Below are 16,447 nucleotides of genomic sequence, written 5' to 3'. Positions count from 1 at the left end.
CAGGGGCGCGCCGTGTTGTTTTCAGCCCGCCGATGTTCAGCAAGCTGCAATATTGATTGCGCTATCATCGGGTTTACCCTGAACCGTTCGGTCAGGCAACTCCACGCCTCCCATGTCTCCCACACCGCATACCGCGCCCGACGGCGCGCAGATCAGCACGTTCACGCTGACGGCTCGCATTGTTTCCATCGCGTTCTTCACCTTCATCTGCTACCTGGCCATCGGCCTGCCGCTGGCCGTGCTGCCGGGTTACGTGCATGACAACCTGGGCTATGGCACCGTGCTTGCGGGTTTGGCGATCAGCGTGCAGTACGTGGCGACCTTGCTCAGCCGCTCGCACGCGGGCCGCATGGCCGATACGGTGGGCCCTAAGCAGACGGTGGTGATCGGCATGGTGGCCTGCGCGGCCAGCGGCGTGTTCCTGTTGTTGGCCTATGCGTTTGAACGCAGCGCCTGGCTGAGCCTGAGCGCCATCATCGTCAGCCGGCTGGCGCTGGGCTTTGGCGAAAGCTGGGTGGGCACCGGGTCAGCGACCTGGGCGATTGCCCGCGTCGGCCCGCTGCATACCGCGCGCGTCATTTCCTGGAACGGCATCTGCACCTACGGTGGCCTGGCGTTGGGCGCACCGTTAGGCGTGCAGCTTGAAAAGGAATGGAGCATGGGCGCGCTGGGCGGCGCGGTGCTGCTGCTTGGGCTGGCGGGCTTGGGCTTGGCGGTGTCGCGCGCGGCGGTCGCTATCGTGGGCGGCCATCGCATGGCGTTCAAGAGCGTGGTGCTGCGCGTCTTCCCGCACGGGATGGCGCTGGGGCTAGGTTCCGTGGGTTTCGGCACGCTGGCGGCCTTTGTGGCGCTGTATTACACCAGCATGTCCTGGGAGGGCGCGGCGCACGCGCTCAGCGCATTCGGCTGCGCCTTCATCGGCGTGCGTCTGCTGTTTGCGGGCACCATCACGCGCTTTGGCGGCTTCCGCGTGGCGCAGGTGTCGTTCCTGGTTGAGGCGGCGGGTTTGCTGCTGCTGTGGCTGGCGCCCAATCCCACCGCCGCGCTGCTGGGCGCCGCGCTGACGGGCTGCGGCTTCGCGCTGGTTTTCCCGGCGATTGGCGTGGAAGCGGTGGCGCGTGTGCCGGCCGGCAGCCGTGGTGCGGCGCTGGGCGCGTACTCGGCATTCCTGGACTTGGCGCTGGGCGTAACCGGCCCCGTCGCCGGGTATATCTCCAGCGGCTACGGCTATCCGTCGATCTTCCTGTCCGCCGCGCTGGCGGTGCTGATCGGCTTCATGATCGCGTTTGGCCTGCAACGGCACGCCAATCGGCAAGCGGCTGCCGTGTCGACGCCGGCTTCGGCAGGGTGATCGCAGCGCCCTGGGTGGGGGCGAGGCGCGCGCGGATGCGTCGTGGCGGGAAGTGGTTTGATATAACCTGAAGATGTAAAGACATTCAATATTGATCGTTTGAATTCATATAACGAATTGTTAGATTTAGGCCTCGTCTCCACGCGCGCCCACGATTCGTTCCATGAACCTGACCTTCGACCACGTCCACAAACACTTCGGCGACATGCCCGTTGTGGATGGCTTTACCAGCGAAATCAAGACCGGTGAACTGGTCGCCCTGGTCGGCCCGTCGGGCTGCGGCAAATCCACGCTGCTGCATCTCGCGGCCGGCCTGGAAAAGCCGACGCAAGGCAGCGTGTTGGCCGACGGCCAAGCCGTGGCCGGCCCGCATCCCAGCCGCACGCTGGTGTTCCAGGAACACGCGCTGTATCCGTGGCTGACTCTGGAAGACAACGTGGCGCTGGCGCTGGAATTCCAGAACACGCCCAAGAAGCGCGCTCGCGAAGCCGCCCGCCACTGGCTGGCGCGCGTCAGCCTTGGCGGCTTCGAACACTATTACCCCCATCAGGTGTCCGGCGGCATGCGCCAACGCGCGGCGCTGGCCCGCGCGTTCATCGCGCAGCCCAAGACGATGCTGATGGACGAACCCTTCGGTGCGCTTGACGCGCTGACTCGCCTGAGTCTGCAAGATGTGCTGCGCCAATTGATCGCCCAGGAAAAGCCCACGGTGCTGCTGGTTACGCACGATGTGGACGAAGCCTTGTTCCTGGCCGACCGCATCGTCGTCTTCAGCCCGCGCCCGGCGCGCGTGCTGCGCGAATTCAATCTGGCGCATCGCGAAAAAACGCACGACCTGTCGGACCTGGCTGCTGAAAAGCGCGAAATCCTGCGCCTGTTGGGCATCGCGGTCGACGGTTCGCAAGCGCATTCTGATCTGGCTCTGGCGGCCTGACGTCCTCTTCCATCTGTGGCGGCGCTGCGGCGTCGCCGACCTTGAATTCCCTGGAGCTCCCTCTCATGAAATTGAAGCAATGGCTGTCTCTGCCGCTGGCGGCTGCGCTGCTGGCCGCAGCCCCCGCAATGGCTGCCGAAAAATTCCGCGTGGGCTATCTGCGCGTGATGGACGACGCGCAAGCGATCGTGGCGCAAGAGGGCGGTTTCTACAAAAATGCGGGCCTGGATTCCGAACTCATCGAGTTCAAGTCGGGCACCGATCTGATCAAGGCGATTGTCGGCGGCCAGCTCGACATCGGCGTGCTGGGCTTCACCAACGCGGTGGCGTGGGCCTCCAAGGGCGCTGACCTGAAAGTGGTGGGCGGCGCGCAGCAGGGCTATCACTCGCTGATCGTGCGTGACGATTCCGGCATCAAGGACATCGCCGGCCTGAAGGGCAAGACGCTGGCATCGCAAGCCGAAGGCAGCACGGCCGACGTCGTGTTGAAGGGCGTGGTGCTCAAGCAGGGCAATCTGGGCGCAGACGACGTCAACGTCATGGGCGTGAGCCCGGCCGTGGCGGTGCAGTCGCTGGTAGGCAAGCGCGTGGACGCGGCCTTCCTGTTCGAACCCTATGACCGCATCGCGCAGCTGGTGGCGCCGGTCAAGCAGATCTATGAAGTGGGTCAGGCCTGGCCGTTCCCGTGCATGGTCGTGATCACGTCGGGCGAAACGCTGGCCAAGCGCAAGGATGACGTCTGGAAGGCGCTGGACGCCCAGAACCAGGCCATCGCGCTGCTGCAAAAGGAACCGGCGCAAGCGTCCAAGCTGATCGCGTCGTACTTCATTGCCGAACCCACGCTCAAGACGCTGACCCGTGGCGAACTGCCGCGCGAAACGGTGATTGCCGAAGCCATCAGCACGCAGGTGTTCACGCCGAAGCTGACGCAGAAGGACACCGCGCGCATGCAGGAAATTGCCGACATCCTGCAAGCTCAGGGTTCGCTGAAGACGCGCGACGGCAAGCCGTATGACGTGTCCAGCATCGTTGATTTGTCCTGGCAAGAGGCGCGCAAACTTTGAGCTCGTCTACCCGAGTGACCGGCGCCCGCAAGCATTTTGCGGGCGTTTTGGGCGTCCTGTTCATACTTGCGTTGTGGCAGCTGGCGGCGTTCGCGTTGCCTGATTTCCTGATGCCGGGCGTGCCTGCGGTGGTTGAACGCCTGTTCGAAGACCTGGGCAAGCAATCGTTCCATCAAAGCCTGCTGGGCACCTTGGGCCGCCTGGGCGCGGGCTACGGCTTGGCGTTGGCGGCGGGCATCGGCTTTGGCCTGGTGGCTGCGGTGCTGTTCTTCTTTCGCGAAGTGCTGCGCAGCGCGATCGTCATTCTGCAATCGATTCCGTCGATTGCGTGGGTGCCGCTGTTCCTGATCGTGATGGGCTTTGGCAACACGCCCATCATCGTGGTGGTGGCGCTGTCGGCGTTCTTCCCGGCCGCGCTCAGCGTCATGAACGCCACCGAATCCGTGCAGCGCGTGCACGTGTCGGCCGCGCGCGTCATGGGCGCCACGCGCTGGGGGCTGGTCAAGCGCGTGTACCTGCCCGCCGTCATGCCCGAGCTGATCACCGGCGCGCAGTTGGCGTTTGGCAACGCGTGGCGCGCGTTGATTTCGGCCGAGATGCTGATCGGCTTCGGCAAGGGCCTGGGCCGTTCGCTGGCGTATTCAGGTGAGATCGCCGACATGACCGGCGTGATGACCAACATTCTGGTCATTGCCGTGCTGGCCGCGCTGATCGATCAATTCGTGCTTGAAAACCTCAAGCACCGGCTGCTGCGCTATCAGTACGTGTAAGCATCGGACACGCATCATGCGCCGCCTTTCCCTTGCTCTGCTGACCGCATGCGCCTTGCTGACCGGCATGGCGCATGCGCAACCCGCTGGCTTTGCCGCCGCGAAAGCGCGCGGTGAGTTGGTGGTGGGCGTGCCGTATCTGGCCCCGCCTCCCGTGGCGGGCGCAAAGATCCGCACGCCCGATGGGCTGGACGCAAACATGGCCGACAAGCTCGGCCAAAGCCTGGGGCTGCCGGTGCGCTTGCATCAGGTGGCCGCGGCAGACGCGGCCGCCGCCTTGTCCGCAGGGCAGGTGGATGTGGTGCTGGCCGATAGCGCCGCCGGCCAACCGCAAGCCGTGGCAGTGCAGCCCACGGGCTACGGCACGCGGCCCAAGGCCGTTATCCGCAGCGACACGCGCTGGCGCAAGCCGTCTGATGTGCAAGGCCGCAGCGTCTGCATGGCCGAAGCGGCTACTGATGCCCGCAAGCTCGCCGAGAGCTGGGGCGCGGTGGTGCGCACGTACCGCGTGCCGTCGGATGCGCTGGTTGCAGTGCGTGAAGGCGCGTGCGATATCGGTCTGGTGGACGACACGGTCTGGGAACCGCTGGTGCGCTTTCCCGAATGGAAAAAATTCTCGTCGACCTTGGCTCCCGATGGCGCGCGCCGCGATCGCGTATGGCTGCTACCGGCCCATGACGCCGCGGGCCGCGCCTGGCTGGCGGACGAAATGCGGGCCTGGGATCGCGCGGGCGCCTGGAAAGCGATGACGGCGAAATGGGCGCGCGACGTGGCCTTCGACGTCTATCTGGACCAGGAAGTCCCCGACTGCCACGGCTAGAGACGCGCGTGCGCCAGCACTTACAATGCCGGGCATGACGCACACGTTGACCGCTCCTTGCTCGTATCAGGAAGACATCAAGAAAAGCCGCTTTGTCGGCTACGCCGCGCCGGTCGCCACGGTGGACGAGGCGATGCGTTTCTTTGCCGAGCGCAGCGACCCCGAAGCCACCCACAATTGCTGGGCCTACCGCATCGGGCAGGAATACCGATTTAACGATGATGGCGAACCCGGCGGCACGGCCGGCCGTCCCATTTTGCAAGCCATCGAAGGGCAGGACATGGACCGCGTGGCGGTGCTGGTCGTGCGCTGGTATGGCGGCATCAAGCTGGGGGCGGGCGGCCTGGTGCGAGCCTACGGCGGCTGCGCCGCAAATTGCCTGCGTCTGGGCGAACGCACCGAAATCGTGGACCTGGCAACCGTGACCTGCACGTGCGGCTTTGCGGAACTGGCGCTGCTGAAGTCGCGGCTGGCGCAGGCGGGCGCGGTAGTGCAGCAGGAAGATTTCAAAGAAGAGGGCGTGGCGCTGTGCTTCGTGGTGCCGCGCACTGCGGTAAGTGACCTGGAGGTCACCGTCGCCAACATCACGCGGGGGCGCTCGGCCTGGGAACTGGTGTCGTGACCCGGACCTGATTGAATCCTGCGCAACAATGAAAAGGGGCCCGCTGTCGGGCCCCTTAGTTGTTTACGCGTTCTGGCTGTCTTGCGCCGCGGCGATTTCCTGGTGGACCTTTTCCATGTCCACTTCCTTGATCTTGGCGAGCAGCTCGTTCAGCTGGCCGCCCGACAAGGCGCCGGGTTGCGAGAACAGCAGGACCTTCTCACGGAAGACCATCAGCGTGGGGATCGAGCGGATACCCAGGGCGCCGGCCAATTCCTGCTCAACGTCAGTGTTCACCTTGGCGAACGTGACGTCGGTGTGCTCGGTCGCGGCTTGCTCGAACACGGGAGCAAAACCACGGCAGGGGCCACACCAGGGAGCCCAGAAGTCGACGATCAGGGTGCCGTCGGGGGTGATGGCGTCCTGGAAGCTGTCTTTGGTGAGTTCAACAATACTCATTTTGTATCCTTGCCGCGATGCACGGCGCAAAAGGCGGTGTCAGAGATTCAGGGTGTGCCTGCCCCGGACCTGATTCGGCGACGCTTGATGTGCCACGCGCTCTGTCGGTAATAGTAGAGCCGTCGATAGCTGCGTCGCAATGGTTAGCGCTATGGAGAGCGCAGTCAGCGGTGCTTTAGACCGCGGTTTTTGTGGAGACGCCGGCGTCGTTCTTCAACGACGCGACAATTTCGAAGGAGCGCAGGCGGTCGGCGATGTCGAAGAAGTCGGACACGATCATGACTTCATCGGCTTCTGTTTCGGCCACCAGCGCTTCCAGACGGCGCTTGACGGTATCGGGTCCGCCCACGATGGACGCGCCCAATCTTTGATTGACCGCTTCACGCTCCCATTCGTTCCACAAACCGTCCATATTCTCGACCGGCGGCTGCAATTGCAGGCGGTGGCCGCGCACGAGCGACAGGAATTTCAGCTGCTGCGTGGTGGCCTGGCGCTGAGCGGCCTCGTCGGATTCCGCCGCCACCACCGGCACGCCGATCATGGCGTACGGGCGGGCCAGCGTGGCCGATGGCTTGAACAGATGCCGGTACAAGCGCATTGCCGCCATGCCCTCGGGCGAGAAGTGCCCCGCAAACGAGAAGGGCAGACCCAATTCCGCGGCCAGACGGGCGCTGAAATCACTGGAGCCCAGCAGCCAGATCGGAATATCCAGGCCTTCGCCGGGAATGGCGCGCACCGGCTGTCCCGGGCGTGACGCCGCCAGGAAGCCGCGCAATTCCTCGACCAGCGCCGGGAACTCCAGGCCACTGCGGGGGCCGCGGCGCAGCGCGTGCTGGGTCGCACCGTCGCTGCCGGGCGCACGGCCCAAGCCCAGGTCGATACGGCCCGGGTACAGCGTTTCCAGCGTGCCAAACTGTTCGGCGATGACCAGCGGCGCATGGTTGGGCAGCATGATGCCGCCGGACCCGACGCGCAGCGTGCTGGTATGGCCTGCAACGTGGCCAATCAGCACCGCCGTGGCGCTGGAGGCTACGCCATTGATGTTGTGATGCTCGGCCAGCCAGAAGCGCTTGTAGCCCAAGCGTTCAACGTGCTGCGCCACCGCCACGGTATTGCGGAAGGCGTCAGCCGCGTCGCGGCCCTGAACAATCGGGGCCAGGTCAAGGACCGAGAACGGAATGCGGGCGAGGGCGCTCATGCGGACACCTCAGCGTGCAAGGCGTGACAGGGCGGCAGTGCGGGGGCAAATCGGGTAAGGCGCAAGGTGGACTCCATATACCGTGATACATGGGGAGTGTATCGGCGAAATCAAGCTGAACCGGCAGCAACCTTGTGGGCGGGCGGGTTGTATTGGCTGAGACTATCTTGATGATTGCCTGGGCTGATCGGCCCCGCGCGCGCCCAATAAAAAAGCCGCCACGGCCATGCCGGGCGGCTTTCGTTGCGAGCAGACGCCGCTTATTCCGGGAAGAACGCGTAGCGGATCACGAACAGCACCGCCACCAGCCACGTGGCCGGATGCACGTCGCGGACCTTGCCCGTGGCGGTTTTCAGCACCACGTAGCTGATGAAGCCGAAGGCAATGCCGTTGGCGATGGAGTACGTGAAAGGCATGACCAGCGCCGTCAGGGCGGCCGGCGTGGCTTCGGTGACTTCGTTCCAGTCGATGTCGATCAGCTCGCGCATCATCAGGCCGGCCACATAGAGCAAGGCGGGGGCGGTGGCGTAGGCCGGCACGGCGCCTGCCAGCGGCGAAATGAACAGCGCGGCCAGGAACAGCAGGGCGACGACCAGTGCGGTCATGCCGGTGCGCCCGCCTGCCTGCACGCCCGAGGCGCTTTCCACAAACGCCGTCGTGCTGCTGGTGCCCAGTGCGGAGCCTGCGACGATGGCGGTGCTGTCGGCGAACAGGGCGCGGCCCAAGCGGTTGGGCTTGCCTTCCGGCACCAGGCCGGCGCGCTTGGCCACGCCCACCAGCGTGCCGGTGGCGTCGAACACTTCCACCAGCACGAACACCAGAATCACGTGGACGAAACCGCTGTGCAGCGCGCCCATGATGTCCAGCTTCAAGAACGTGGGCGCCAGGCTGGGCGGGGCCGAGAAGATGCCCTTGAACTCGTTGTAGCCCATCGCCATCGACAACACCGTCACGACGATGATGCCGATCAGGATGGCGCCGCGCACGCGCAGCGCGTCCAGCGACGCGATGATGAAGAAGCCCAGAATCGCGAACAGCGGGCCATGCGTTGTCAGGTTACCCAACGAGACCTTGGTGGCTGGGTGGGCAACGACGATGCCGGCGCTGGACAGCGCGATAATGGCGAGGAACAGTCCGATGCCCGCGGCAATGGCGCTGCGCAGCGAATGCGGAATGCCTTTGACGAGCCATACCCGTATGCCCGATATCGTCAGGATCAGGAAGATCACGCCCGAGATGAACACGGCGCCCAGCGCCTGTTCCCACGTGTAGCCCATGGTCTTGACCACGGTGAAGGCGAAGAACGCGTTCAGGCCCATGCCCGGCGCCATGCCGATCGGCCAGTTGGCGATCAGCGCCATCACCAGCGAGCCCAGCGCGGCGGCCAGGCAGGTGGCGACGAAGACCGCATCGCGGTCCATGCCGGTGGACGACAGGATGTCCGGGTTGACGAAGATGATGTATGACATCGTCAGGAAGGTCGTCAGACCGGCCACGATCTCGGTGCGCGCGGTAGTCCCGTGTTCACGCAGCTTGAATAGCTTCTCCAGCATTCGAGTCCCCAATGGGTTTGCAGGCTTATAGGTTGTTGTGGGCGGCGGCCGGAGGGCCTCCGCGATTTTGAAACAGGCGTATTTTCGCATCAGTTGTAAACTCTGCCGCCATGATTATTCTCGGCTTTGAAAGCTCCTGCGACGAAACCGGTGTCGCAGCCGTTTGTACGGAACGAGGTCTGCTCGCGCACGCGCTGCATTCCCAGATCGCCATGCACCAGGAATATGGTGGCGTGGTGCCGGAACTTGCCTCGCGCGACCACATTCGCCGCGTCGTCCCCTTGACCCGTCAGGTGCTGGAAGAGGCAGGCCTGCAAATGTCGGACATCGGCGCGGTGGCCTATACGGCCGGCCCGGGCCTGGCGGGCGCGCTGCTCGTGGGCGCGAGCGTTGCGCAGTCGTTTGCGTGGTCTCGCCATCTGCCCGCCATCGGCATCCATCACCTGGAAGGGCATCTGCTGTCGCCGATGCTGGCCGACCCGCGGCCCGAATTTCCCTTCGTGGCGCTGCTGGTGTCTGGCGGCCACACGCAGCTGATGCGGGTGGACGGCGTGGGCCGCTACGAATTGCTGGGCGAAACGCTGGACGACGCCGCGGGCGAAGCCTTCGACAAGTCGGCCAAGCTGATGGGCCTGGGCTACCCCGGCGGCCCCGCGTTGGCCAAGCTGGCGGGCCAGGGCGACGCATCGCGCTTCGAGCTGCCCCGGCCGATGCTGCACAGTGGTGACTTGGATTTCAGCTTCAGCGGCTTGAAAACGGCTGTGCTGACGCGGGTCAAGGCGGCGGAAAAGGCGGGTGGGCTGGACGACCAGACCCGCGCCGATCTGGCGGCGGCCACGCAGGGCGCAATTGTGGATGTGCTGGCGGCCAAGGCCATCAAGGCGCTGAAGCAGACCGGGCTGCGCCGGCTGGTGGTGGCGGGCGGTGTAGGCGCCAATCAGCTGCTGCGCGCCAAGCTGGCCGCGGCCCTCAAGCCGTTGCGCGCCCAGGCGTACTTTCCCCCGTTGGAACTGTGCACCGATAACGGCGCGATGATCGCCTTTGCGGCGGCCGAGCGAGTCAAGGCGGGCTTGGTGACGCTGGACCCGGATGCGCACAGCTTTACGGTCAAGCCGCGCTGGGACTTGGCCGATATCGCTTAGCCGTCGGTGAAGGCAGTCGGCAAAGGCAGTCGGCAAACGCAGTCGGCAAACGCAGTCGGCAAACGCATCCGGCAAGCGCATCCGGCAAGCGCATCCGGCAAGCGCATCCGGCAAGCGCATCCGGCAAGCGCATCCGGCAAGCGCATCCGGCAAGCGCATCCGGCAAGCGCATCCGGCAAGCGCATCCGGCAATAAAAAAAGGCGGCCAGGCCGCCTTTTTTATTGAAAAGCGCGTCTCGGAAGACCGCTTATTTTTTCTTGCCGCCGCCAATTTTGCTTTCGGTGCCTTGCACCAGGCGCGTGATGTTGGCGCGGTGGCGGTAGAACAGCAGCACACCGATGACGGCCAGCGCGATGCCCATGGCGGGCTGGGCATACCAGGCCAGGCCCGAGCCGAACACGTAATACACCGGCGCAAAGAACGCCGCCACCAGCGAGGCCAGCGAGGAATAGCGGAAGAAAATGGCAATGATCAGCCAGGTGGCCGCGGTGGCCACGGCCAGCCAGGGTTGAATCGCCACCAGCACGCCCAGCGCCGTCGCAACGCCCTTGCCGCCCTTGAAGCCCAGGAACACGGGGTACAGGTGGCCGACAAAGGCGGCCAGCGCCACCAGGGCCAGGCCAGCCGGAGCGATGCCGGGGGCCAGCTGCTCAGCCAGCCAGATCGCGAACCATCCCTTGGCGGCGTCGCCCAGCAAGGTCAGCGCAGCCGCCGTCTTGTTGCCGGTGCGCAGCACGTTCGTGGCGCCAGGGTTCTTGGACCCGTAGCTACGGGGGTCTTGCAGCCCCATCAGCTTGCTGACCACCACGGCGAACGGCACGGAGCCGATCAGGTAGGCCAGCAGGATGAGCGCAGCGGTGAACGCCAGGGAGGGTTCGGTAATCGCCATGGAAAGGGAGTCCGTTGTTGTCGTAATGGCGCGGATTCTACCGCGCCCGGGGACGGCCCTGGGTACGGGTTATCGAGCGTGGCGTCGGCGCCCGCTTGTCGCAGGCAGTCATACAGGGTCCGGCTGCGGACGGTACAATCCGACACGTCCACGCGCGTTTTATTTTCTTTCGGATGCACAATGCGAATTCTGGTTTCGAACGATGATGGTTACTCAGCCCCTGGGCTTGAAGCGCTGGTTGCCGCGCTGGAAGGCCTGGGCGATCTCACCGTCGTTGCGCCCGAGACCAACCACAGCGGCGCCTCGAACTCCCTGACGCTGAACCGCCCCTTGTCGGTGCGTACGGCGTCCAACGGCTTCATTGCGGTCAACGGCACGCCGTCCGACTGCGTCCACGTGGCGCTGACGGGGCTGATGGATACGCGGCCGGATCTGGTCGTGTCCGGTATCAACAACGGCGCCAACATGGGCGACGACACGCTCTATTCGGGCACGGTCGCCGCGGCTAGCGAAGGCTATCTGTTCGGCATCCCGGCCATTGCGTTTTCGCTGGCCGAGAAAGGCTGGGAACACATCGACTCCGCTGCGCGCGCCGCCCGTCTGGTCGTCGAACGCCATCTGGCCAAGCCCCTGGCCGCGCCCGTCTTGCTGAACGTCAACATCCCCAACCGCCGCTTCGACGACCTGCACGGGTTCGCCGTCACGCGGCTGGGCAAGCGGCATCCGTCGCAGCCCGTGGTGCGCACCACCACGCCGTACGGCGATACCGTTTACTGGATCGGCCCCGTAGGCTTGGCGGCCGACGCCACCCCCGGCACGGATTTCCACGCGGTGGAGCAGGGCATCGTGTCGGTGACGCCGCTGCGGCTGGACCTGACGCAGCACAGCCAACTGGATGAAATCCGCACTTGGGCAGAGCCGCTATGCGTAAACGCGTAAGCCAACCTGACGTGTCCCAGGCCGTGCCAGGCCGGCCCAGCCCGGTCCGCTACGACTCAGGCCGCCTCGGCCCCGGCATCACGGCCACGAACAGCAACACGCGTATCTCTGCGCCGACCTTGCAGCGTCCAGCGCAAGCACCTGTGCCTGCCGCCGGCAGCAACCTGGGCTTGAACTCTGACCGCTTGCGCCAGGCCATGGTGCAGCGCTTGCGCGGGCAGGGCATCAGCGACGAACGCGTGCTGAACGCCATGGCCGCCGTGCCGCGCCATCTGTTCGTGGACGAGGCCTTGGCCAGCCGCGCTTATGAAGACGCGGCGCTGCCCATCGGCCATTCGCAAACCATTTCGCAACCGTGGGTGGTGGCGCGCATGATTGCCGCCGCCTGCGAAGACCGCGCACCCACGCGCGTGCTGGAAGTGGGCGCCGGTTGCGGCTACCAGGCCGCAGTGCTGGCGCAGTTCGTGCGCGAGGTCCATTCCATCGAACGTATCCGCGGGCTCTACGAGCTGGCGCGCGAGCATCTGCGCGCCTTGCGGCTGACCACCAGGATTCGCCTGATCTATGGCGATGGCACCTTGGGCCTGCCCGGCGTGGCGCCGTTCGATGCTATCGTTGTGGCTGCCGCTGGCCTGGCCATTCCGCAAGCGCTGCTCACGCAGCTTGCGCCAGGCGGACGCCTCATCGCCCCGGAAGGGGGCACGAACCAGCGCCTGGTGCTGATCGAACGCACGGGCGCGGCCAGCTGGAAAAGAACTGAATTAGAGGCCGTGCGCTTTGTGCCGCTACGCGCCGGAATACAATCTTGAGCAAACAGGAGAAACGTATGCTCAACGGGCAGTCGCAACTGACCGCTATGACTATGGGCGCGTCCATGACGCGCCTTCGCCGTCCGCTTTTTATTGCGGGGGCACTCAGCCTGGCCATATTGGCGGGCTGCGCATCAAAAGGAACTCGCGCTCCGGTGGTCGACATGACCGGCGGGCAACCTGCACCGACGGCAGCGCCCGGTGGCAGCTATGTGGTCAAGCCGGGCGACACGCTCTACAAGATCGCCCGCGCCAACAATGTGGACATGGAAAGCGTCAAGCGCTGGAACAACCTCAGCGATCCCAACCAGATTTCAGTTGGCCAGGTGTTGAAGATGTCGGCCGGCAGCGGCGGTGGCGCGCAGTCGGCGCCCATTGCCAGCGCCAAGCCGCAGCCGCGTCCTCTGGATCAGCAGCCCGACGCGCCGGTCGCGTCGTTGCCGCCTCCGGATGCCACGCCCGCGCCGGCGCCCGCTCCCGTTGACACCAAGCCCGCCCCGCGCGCGGCGGACGCCAACGTCATCAACTGGGCATGGCCCGCCAATGGCTCGATCGTGCAGACGTTCAACGCCAGCAGCAAGGGTATCGATATCTCCGGCGCGCTGGGTGACCCGGTCACCGCCGCAGCCGATGGCCTGGTCAAGTACAGCGGCAACGGCGTGCGCGGCCTGGGCAACCTGATCATCGTTGAACACCAAAACGGTTTCATCACCGCCTATGCGCACAACCGCGCCTTGCTGGTGAAGACGGGCCAGAACGTCAAGCGCGGCGCCAAGATCGCCGAGCTCGGCCAAAGCGACACCACGTCGCCGCGCCTGCACTTCGAGATCCGCCGCCAAGGCACGCCGGTTGACCCGATGCAGTACCTGCCCACCAAATGACGCCCACCCTGGTATTCGACCTTGAAACCATCCCCGATGCCGATGGGCTGCGCAAGCTCAACGGCTGGGGGCCCGAGGTCCCTGACCAGGAAGTGGTCGAGCGCGCGCTGACCGCGCGCCGCGAGGCCGTCGGACACGACTTCCTGCCGCTGCATCTGCACAAGGTGGCGGTGGTGGGCTGCGTGTTTCGCGACGACCAGGGTTTTCGCGTCAAGACGCTGGGCCAGCCTGATGATCCCGAAGCCGCCTTGCTGGCCGGCTTCTTCAAGACCATCGAACGCTACACGCCCAAGCTGGTGAGCTGGAACGGCTCGGGTTTCGACCTGCCCGTTCTGCATTACCGCAGCCTGATCCTGGGCGTGCCTGCGCCGCGCTATTGGGACATGGGCGAAGAAGACCGCGACTTCAAGTTCAACAACTACATCGCCCGCTATCACACGCGCCATGTGGATTTGATGGACGTGCTGGCCAAGTACAACGGCCGCGCCAACGCGCCGCTGGATGACCTGGCCAAGCTGTGCGGCTTTCCCGGCAAGCTCGGGATGGACGGCAGCAAAGTGTGGGAAGCCTGGAACACGGGCCGCGCCGACGAAGTCCGCGCCTATTGCGAAACCGACGTCGTCAACACCTGGCTGGTCTATTGCCGCTTCCGCTTTTTGCGCGGCGAGCTTGACCGCACGGGCTACGACGCCGAAGTTGCGCTGGTGCGCGACACGCTGTCGGCCAGCGATGCGCCGCATTGGAAGGAATACATGGCGGCGTGGGACGCGACCTGATCCGGTTGGGGACGAAGTCAGCAACACGAAGCACGGGGCCGTTATGGCCCCGTCTTCACGTTTGGCAGCACTGGCCGTCATGGCCCCGTCTTCACGTCTGACATCAAGGGGCTGTCACGGCCCGTCTTCACGTCTGACATCACGGGGCTGTCACGGCCCGTCTTCACGTCTGGCGCAGGCGCAATCGACTGAAACATGGACGGCAGGCACGAAACCCGGTTGAAACCGGGCGGACCGCACAATGGCCTCGCTTTCTTCACTTTCAGGAGACACACATGTCCCGATTCGCGATTCGCACCAATTTGGCCGCTCTTGCATTTGTCGCCGCGACGAGCGGTCTGGTGGCGGGCTCCGCCGTGGCCGCACCGCCGCCTCCCGCTGACGGCGGCCCCGCTGCCATGCAGCACCACGGCCCGCGCGGCGAGTTCCATAAGGGCATGCGCGACGGCTTGTTCATTCCCGGCCTGGGCCCCGTGTCCAAGGCGCAAGTTGACCAGCTGAAGCTCGACGACAAGCAGCAAGCCTTGTTCAAGACCGCGCAGGACGGCCAGCGCAGCCTGCATGAAGCCATGCACGCGGCCGGTGGCAAGCGCCATGATCTGCTGAAGGCGCAACTGGACAGCAACAAACTGGACCCGCGCGCGCTGGCCACGCAATCCGAGCAGTCGCGTGACCAATTCAGCACGCAGGCCAAGCAGGTGCGCGACCAATGGCTGGCCGTTTGGGACAGCCTGAACGACACCCAGCGCGGCCAAGTGACGAAGATCGTCAAGGAACGCGAAGCCAAGATGCAGGAACGTCACGCCAAGATGGAAGAGCGTCATGGCAAGGGCCGCGGTGGTATGCCCCCGCCGCCGCCTGCCGGTGACGTTCCCCCGCCGCCTCCGCCCGCAGCGAACTAAGCCCGCAGGCACCCGCTGCCTCACCACTGGGCAAAGTAAGCCCGCCGCCCACCGCTGCTTGAACGGCAGCGGGCAACGCCCGCCCAGCCCCGGTCATGCCCCACGCGTGCCGGGGCTTTTTTATCGGCCCCGCGGCCACCCCCTCATTCGCACCGGGTACGGTATCCCGCCTATGAACCACGTTGGCGCGGATTCCCCGTTTTGATGCATCAGCCATCATCGCCACGCCGCCGCTCGCACGATTCTGGTGCATGGCCGCAAAGATTCAACGCGCTGCAAGCCGTTTGTCACCCCGCTGAAACCTGGCACGGACATTGCTTCATGGAAAGAGAGCCGGTAACCACCGCTGCAAAGCCGGTCAGATGGATGCGCCACAGGCCGTCCTCCTCCTCGTTAAATCCGATCAGGACTCCGCACCATGAAGAAGACGTTGCTAGCCTTGCCTTTTGCGCTTGCCGCTTGTTTCGCCTCGACGGCTCAGGCCGAACCCACCGATCTGGGGGGCGGTTTTTCGCTTAGCGGTAACGCCACCATCGCCAGCGACTACCGTTTCCGCGGCTACTCCCAGACCGACTTCCGGCCTGCCGCGCAATTGGGCGTTGACCTGACCCATAGCTCGGGCTTCTACCTGGGTAACTGGAACTCCAACGTGTCCAATTTCGTCTTCACCGACGGCAACCTGGAAATGGACTTCTACGGCGGCTGGAAGGGCGACGTCGGCGGCGGCTTCACGCTGGACGCCGGGGTGCTGCACTACTACTACCCGGGCTCGAGCTCGCCCAAGGGTGGCAACTACAACAACACCGATCTTTATTTGGGCGCGTCCTACGGCAACTACTCGCTGAAGTATTCCTACACGCCCAGCGACTTTTTCAGCACGCCTGACAGCAAAGGCACCTGGTATCTGGATGGCACCGCCACCTTTGACCTGGGTGATGGCTGGGGCTTGCTGGGCCACTTGGGCTACCAGAAGCTGAAGAACCAATCGAACATGGACGGCGACTCCATCGGCCATTACGTCGACTACAAAGTTGGCGTCACGAAGGACTTGAAGGGCTGGGTGCTGGGCCTGGCGGCAGTGGGCGCCACCAAGGACAACTGGCTGCCCACCAAGTACGGCCATCCGTCCGGCCGCCTGGGCGCCGTCTTCTCGGTATCGCGCTCGTTCTGATGTGAAATCCGTGGCGGCGCTTTCATCGGCGTCGACCTTTGGGGGGATTGATGGAGACTGCCTGATGGGGCAGTCCCCTTCAATTCCCCTTTTTTTATGCGGATTGCGCGCATCCGGTTTGCGGGAATCCCGATAATTGCCTTTAATGGTCGCGGCCGCGACGCCGCGCACACGCGTTTTGCGCGGC

Annotated in this window: 17 protein-coding genes; 13 read left to right on the top strand and 4 right to left on the bottom strand. The window is 64.9% G+C overall.

Annotated features, from left to right (window positions below; all coding sequences use genetic code 11):
- The first annotated feature begins 112 nt into the window (after positions 1 to 112).
- The 6 genes from AC1DB0_RS00900 (at position 113) to AC1DB0_RS00875 (ending at position 5,561) form a co-directional block, all read left to right on the top strand.
- A complete protein-coding gene (locus AC1DB0_RS00900) occupies positions 113 to 1,351 on the top strand; it encodes an MFS transporter (RefSeq protein ID WP_175169045.1) in 1,239 nt (412 codons plus the stop codon).
- Between the two features lie 163 nt (positions 1,352 to 1,514).
- The gene (locus AC1DB0_RS00895) at positions 1,515 to 2,285 is read left to right on the top strand and encodes an ABC transporter ATP-binding protein (RefSeq protein ID WP_476756793.1); all 771 of its coding nucleotides are present in this window, start codon (positions 1,515 to 1,517) and stop codon (positions 2,283 to 2,285) included.
- A gap of 65 nt (positions 2,286 to 2,350) precedes the next feature.
- Positions 2,351 to 3,349, top strand: coding sequence for an ABC transporter substrate-binding protein (locus AC1DB0_RS00890; RefSeq protein WP_476756794.1), 999 nt, complete (start codon positions 2,351 to 2,353; stop codon positions 3,347 to 3,349).
- Complete coding sequence (locus AC1DB0_RS00885; RefSeq protein WP_175169043.1) at positions 3,346 to 4,119, top strand: ABC transporter permease; 774 nt, start codon at positions 3,346 to 3,348, stop codon at positions 4,117 to 4,119. The genes AC1DB0_RS00890 and AC1DB0_RS00885 overlap by 4 nt, the downstream gene beginning before the upstream one ends.
- Before the next feature lie 16 nt (positions 4,120 to 4,135).
- Positions 4,136 to 4,939 (top strand): transporter substrate-binding domain-containing protein, encoded by an 804-nt coding sequence (locus tag AC1DB0_RS00880; RefSeq protein ID WP_054421768.1) that lies wholly within the window; start codon positions 4,136 to 4,138, stop codon positions 4,937 to 4,939.
- Positions 4,940 to 4,973: 34 nt separating this feature from the next.
- Positions 4,974 to 5,561, top strand: coding sequence for an IMPACT family protein (locus AC1DB0_RS00875; protein ID WP_476756795.1), 588 nt, complete (start codon positions 4,974 to 4,976; stop codon positions 5,559 to 5,561).
- 63 nt (positions 5,562 to 5,624) lie between these two features.
- Here the strand turns inward: AC1DB0_RS00875 and AC1DB0_RS00870 are convergent, their stop codons facing one another.
- From AC1DB0_RS00870 to AC1DB0_RS00860, 3 genes are all read right to left on the bottom strand, one after another.
- Positions 5,625 to 5,999 carry a thioredoxin family protein gene (locus AC1DB0_RS00870; RefSeq protein ID WP_006222300.1) on the bottom strand — a complete coding sequence of 125 codons (375 nt, stop codon included), beginning with the start codon at positions 5,997 to 5,999 and terminating at the stop codon, positions 5,625 to 5,627.
- Positions 6,000 to 6,174: 175 nt separating this feature from the next.
- Positions 6,175 to 7,197, bottom strand: coding sequence for an LLM class flavin-dependent oxidoreductase (locus tag AC1DB0_RS00865; protein ID WP_054421770.1), 1,023 nt, complete (start codon positions 7,195 to 7,197; stop codon positions 6,175 to 6,177).
- A 260-nt stretch (positions 7,198 to 7,457) separates the two neighbouring features.
- A complete protein-coding gene (locus AC1DB0_RS00860; RefSeq protein ID WP_054421772.1) occupies positions 7,458 to 8,750 on the bottom strand; it encodes an NCS2 family permease in 1,293 nt (430 codons plus the stop codon).
- A gap of 110 nt (positions 8,751 to 8,860) precedes the next feature.
- Between AC1DB0_RS00860 and tsaD the strand changes: the two genes are divergently transcribed.
- The gene (gene tsaD, locus AC1DB0_RS00855; protein WP_447981840.1) at positions 8,861 to 9,892 is read left to right on the top strand and encodes a tRNA (adenosine(37)-N6)-threonylcarbamoyltransferase complex transferase subunit TsaD; all 1,032 of its coding nucleotides are present in this window, start codon (positions 8,861 to 8,863) and stop codon (positions 9,890 to 9,892) included.
- Positions 9,893 to 10,140: 248 nt separating this feature from the next.
- Here tsaD and plsY read toward each other — a convergent pair whose 3' ends face one another.
- On the bottom strand, positions 10,141 to 10,782 hold the full coding sequence (gene plsY, locus AC1DB0_RS00850) for a glycerol-3-phosphate 1-O-acyltransferase PlsY (RefSeq protein ID WP_054421776.1): 642 nt from the start codon (positions 10,780 to 10,782) through the stop codon (positions 10,141 to 10,143).
- 180 nt (positions 10,783 to 10,962) lie between these two features.
- Here plsY and surE point away from each other — a divergent pair, with 180 nt between their 5' ends.
- From surE to AC1DB0_RS00820, 6 genes are all read left to right on the top strand, one after another.
- Positions 10,963 to 11,721 carry a 5'/3'-nucleotidase SurE gene (surE, locus tag AC1DB0_RS00845; RefSeq protein ID WP_054421778.1) on the top strand — a complete coding sequence of 253 codons (759 nt, stop codon included), beginning with the start codon at positions 10,963 to 10,965 and terminating at the stop codon, positions 11,719 to 11,721.
- Complete coding sequence (locus tag AC1DB0_RS00840; protein WP_454669044.1) at positions 11,706 to 12,530, top strand: protein-L-isoaspartate(D-aspartate) O-methyltransferase; 825 nt, start codon at positions 11,706 to 11,708, stop codon at positions 12,528 to 12,530. The genes surE and AC1DB0_RS00840 overlap by 16 nt, the downstream gene beginning before the upstream one ends.
- 17 nt (positions 12,531 to 12,547) lie before the next feature.
- Positions 12,548 to 13,411: a peptidoglycan DD-metalloendopeptidase family protein gene (locus AC1DB0_RS00835; RefSeq protein WP_054421782.1), complete on the top strand. Its 864-nt coding sequence runs from the start codon at positions 12,548 to 12,550 to the stop codon at positions 13,409 to 13,411.
- Positions 13,408 to 14,187 (top strand): 3'-5' exonuclease, encoded by a 780-nt coding sequence (locus tag AC1DB0_RS00830; protein ID WP_054421784.1) that lies wholly within the window; start codon positions 13,408 to 13,410, stop codon positions 14,185 to 14,187. Before AC1DB0_RS00835 ends, AC1DB0_RS00830 begins: the two co-directional genes overlap by 4 nt.
- Positions 14,188 to 14,462: 275 nt before the next feature.
- A complete protein-coding gene (locus AC1DB0_RS00825; RefSeq protein WP_476756796.1) occupies positions 14,463 to 15,089 on the top strand; it encodes a hypothetical protein in 627 nt (208 codons plus the stop codon).
- 418 nt (positions 15,090 to 15,507) lie between these two features.
- Complete coding sequence (locus AC1DB0_RS00820; protein ID WP_054421788.1) at positions 15,508 to 16,260, top strand: TorF family putative porin; 753 nt, start codon at positions 15,508 to 15,510, stop codon at positions 16,258 to 16,260.
- Positions 16,261 to 16,447 lie beyond the last annotated feature (187 nt).

Source organism: Achromobacter sp. 10T422 (assembly GCF_056394065.1).
Note: the sequence above shows the minus strand (reverse complement) of the source record. Positions and strands in the feature narration are given on the sequence as shown.

Coding starts and splice junctions, on each gene's coding strand:
- AC1DB0_RS00900 (WP_175169045.1), top strand. CDS start 113: ATGTCTCCCACACCGCATACCGCGCCCGACGGCGCGCAGATCAGCACG.
- AC1DB0_RS00895 (WP_476756793.1), top strand. CDS start 1,515: ATGAACCTGACCTTCGACCACGTCCACAAACACTTCGGCGACATGCCC.
- AC1DB0_RS00890 (WP_476756794.1), top strand. CDS start 2,351: ATGAAATTGAAGCAATGGCTGTCTCTGCCGCTGGCGGCTGCGCTGCTG.
- AC1DB0_RS00880 (WP_054421768.1), top strand. CDS start 4,136: ATGCGCCGCCTTTCCCTTGCTCTGCTGACCGCATGCGCCTTGCTGACC.
- AC1DB0_RS00875 (WP_476756795.1), top strand. CDS start 4,974: ATGACGCACACGTTGACCGCTCCTTGCTCGTATCAGGAAGACATCAAG.
- AC1DB0_RS00870 (WP_006222300.1), bottom strand. CDS start 5,999: ATGAGTATTGTTGAACTCACCAAAGACAGCTTCCAGGACGCCATCACC.
- AC1DB0_RS00865 (WP_054421770.1), bottom strand. CDS start 7,197: ATGAGCGCCCTCGCCCGCATTCCGTTCTCGGTCCTTGACCTGGCCCCG.
- AC1DB0_RS00860 (WP_054421772.1), bottom strand. CDS start 8,750: ATGCTGGAGAAGCTATTCAAGCTGCGTGAACACGGGACTACCGCGCGC.
- tsaD (WP_447981840.1), top strand. CDS start 8,861: ATGATTATTCTCGGCTTTGAAAGCTCCTGCGACGAAACCGGTGTCGCA.
- plsY (WP_054421776.1), bottom strand. CDS start 10,782: ATGGCGATTACCGAACCCTCCCTGGCGTTCACCGCTGCGCTCATCCTG.
- surE (WP_054421778.1), top strand. CDS start 10,963: ATGCGAATTCTGGTTTCGAACGATGATGGTTACTCAGCCCCTGGGCTT.
- AC1DB0_RS00840 (WP_454669044.1), top strand. CDS start 11,706: ATGCGTAAACGCGTAAGCCAACCTGACGTGTCCCAGGCCGTGCCAGGC.
- AC1DB0_RS00835 (WP_054421782.1), top strand. CDS start 12,548: ATGCTCAACGGGCAGTCGCAACTGACCGCTATGACTATGGGCGCGTCC.
- AC1DB0_RS00830 (WP_054421784.1), top strand. CDS start 13,408: ATGACGCCCACCCTGGTATTCGACCTTGAAACCATCCCCGATGCCGAT.
- AC1DB0_RS00825 (WP_476756796.1), top strand. CDS start 14,463: ATGTCCCGATTCGCGATTCGCACCAATTTGGCCGCTCTTGCATTTGTC.
- AC1DB0_RS00820 (WP_054421788.1), top strand. CDS start 15,508: ATGAAGAAGACGTTGCTAGCCTTGCCTTTTGCGCTTGCCGCTTGTTTC.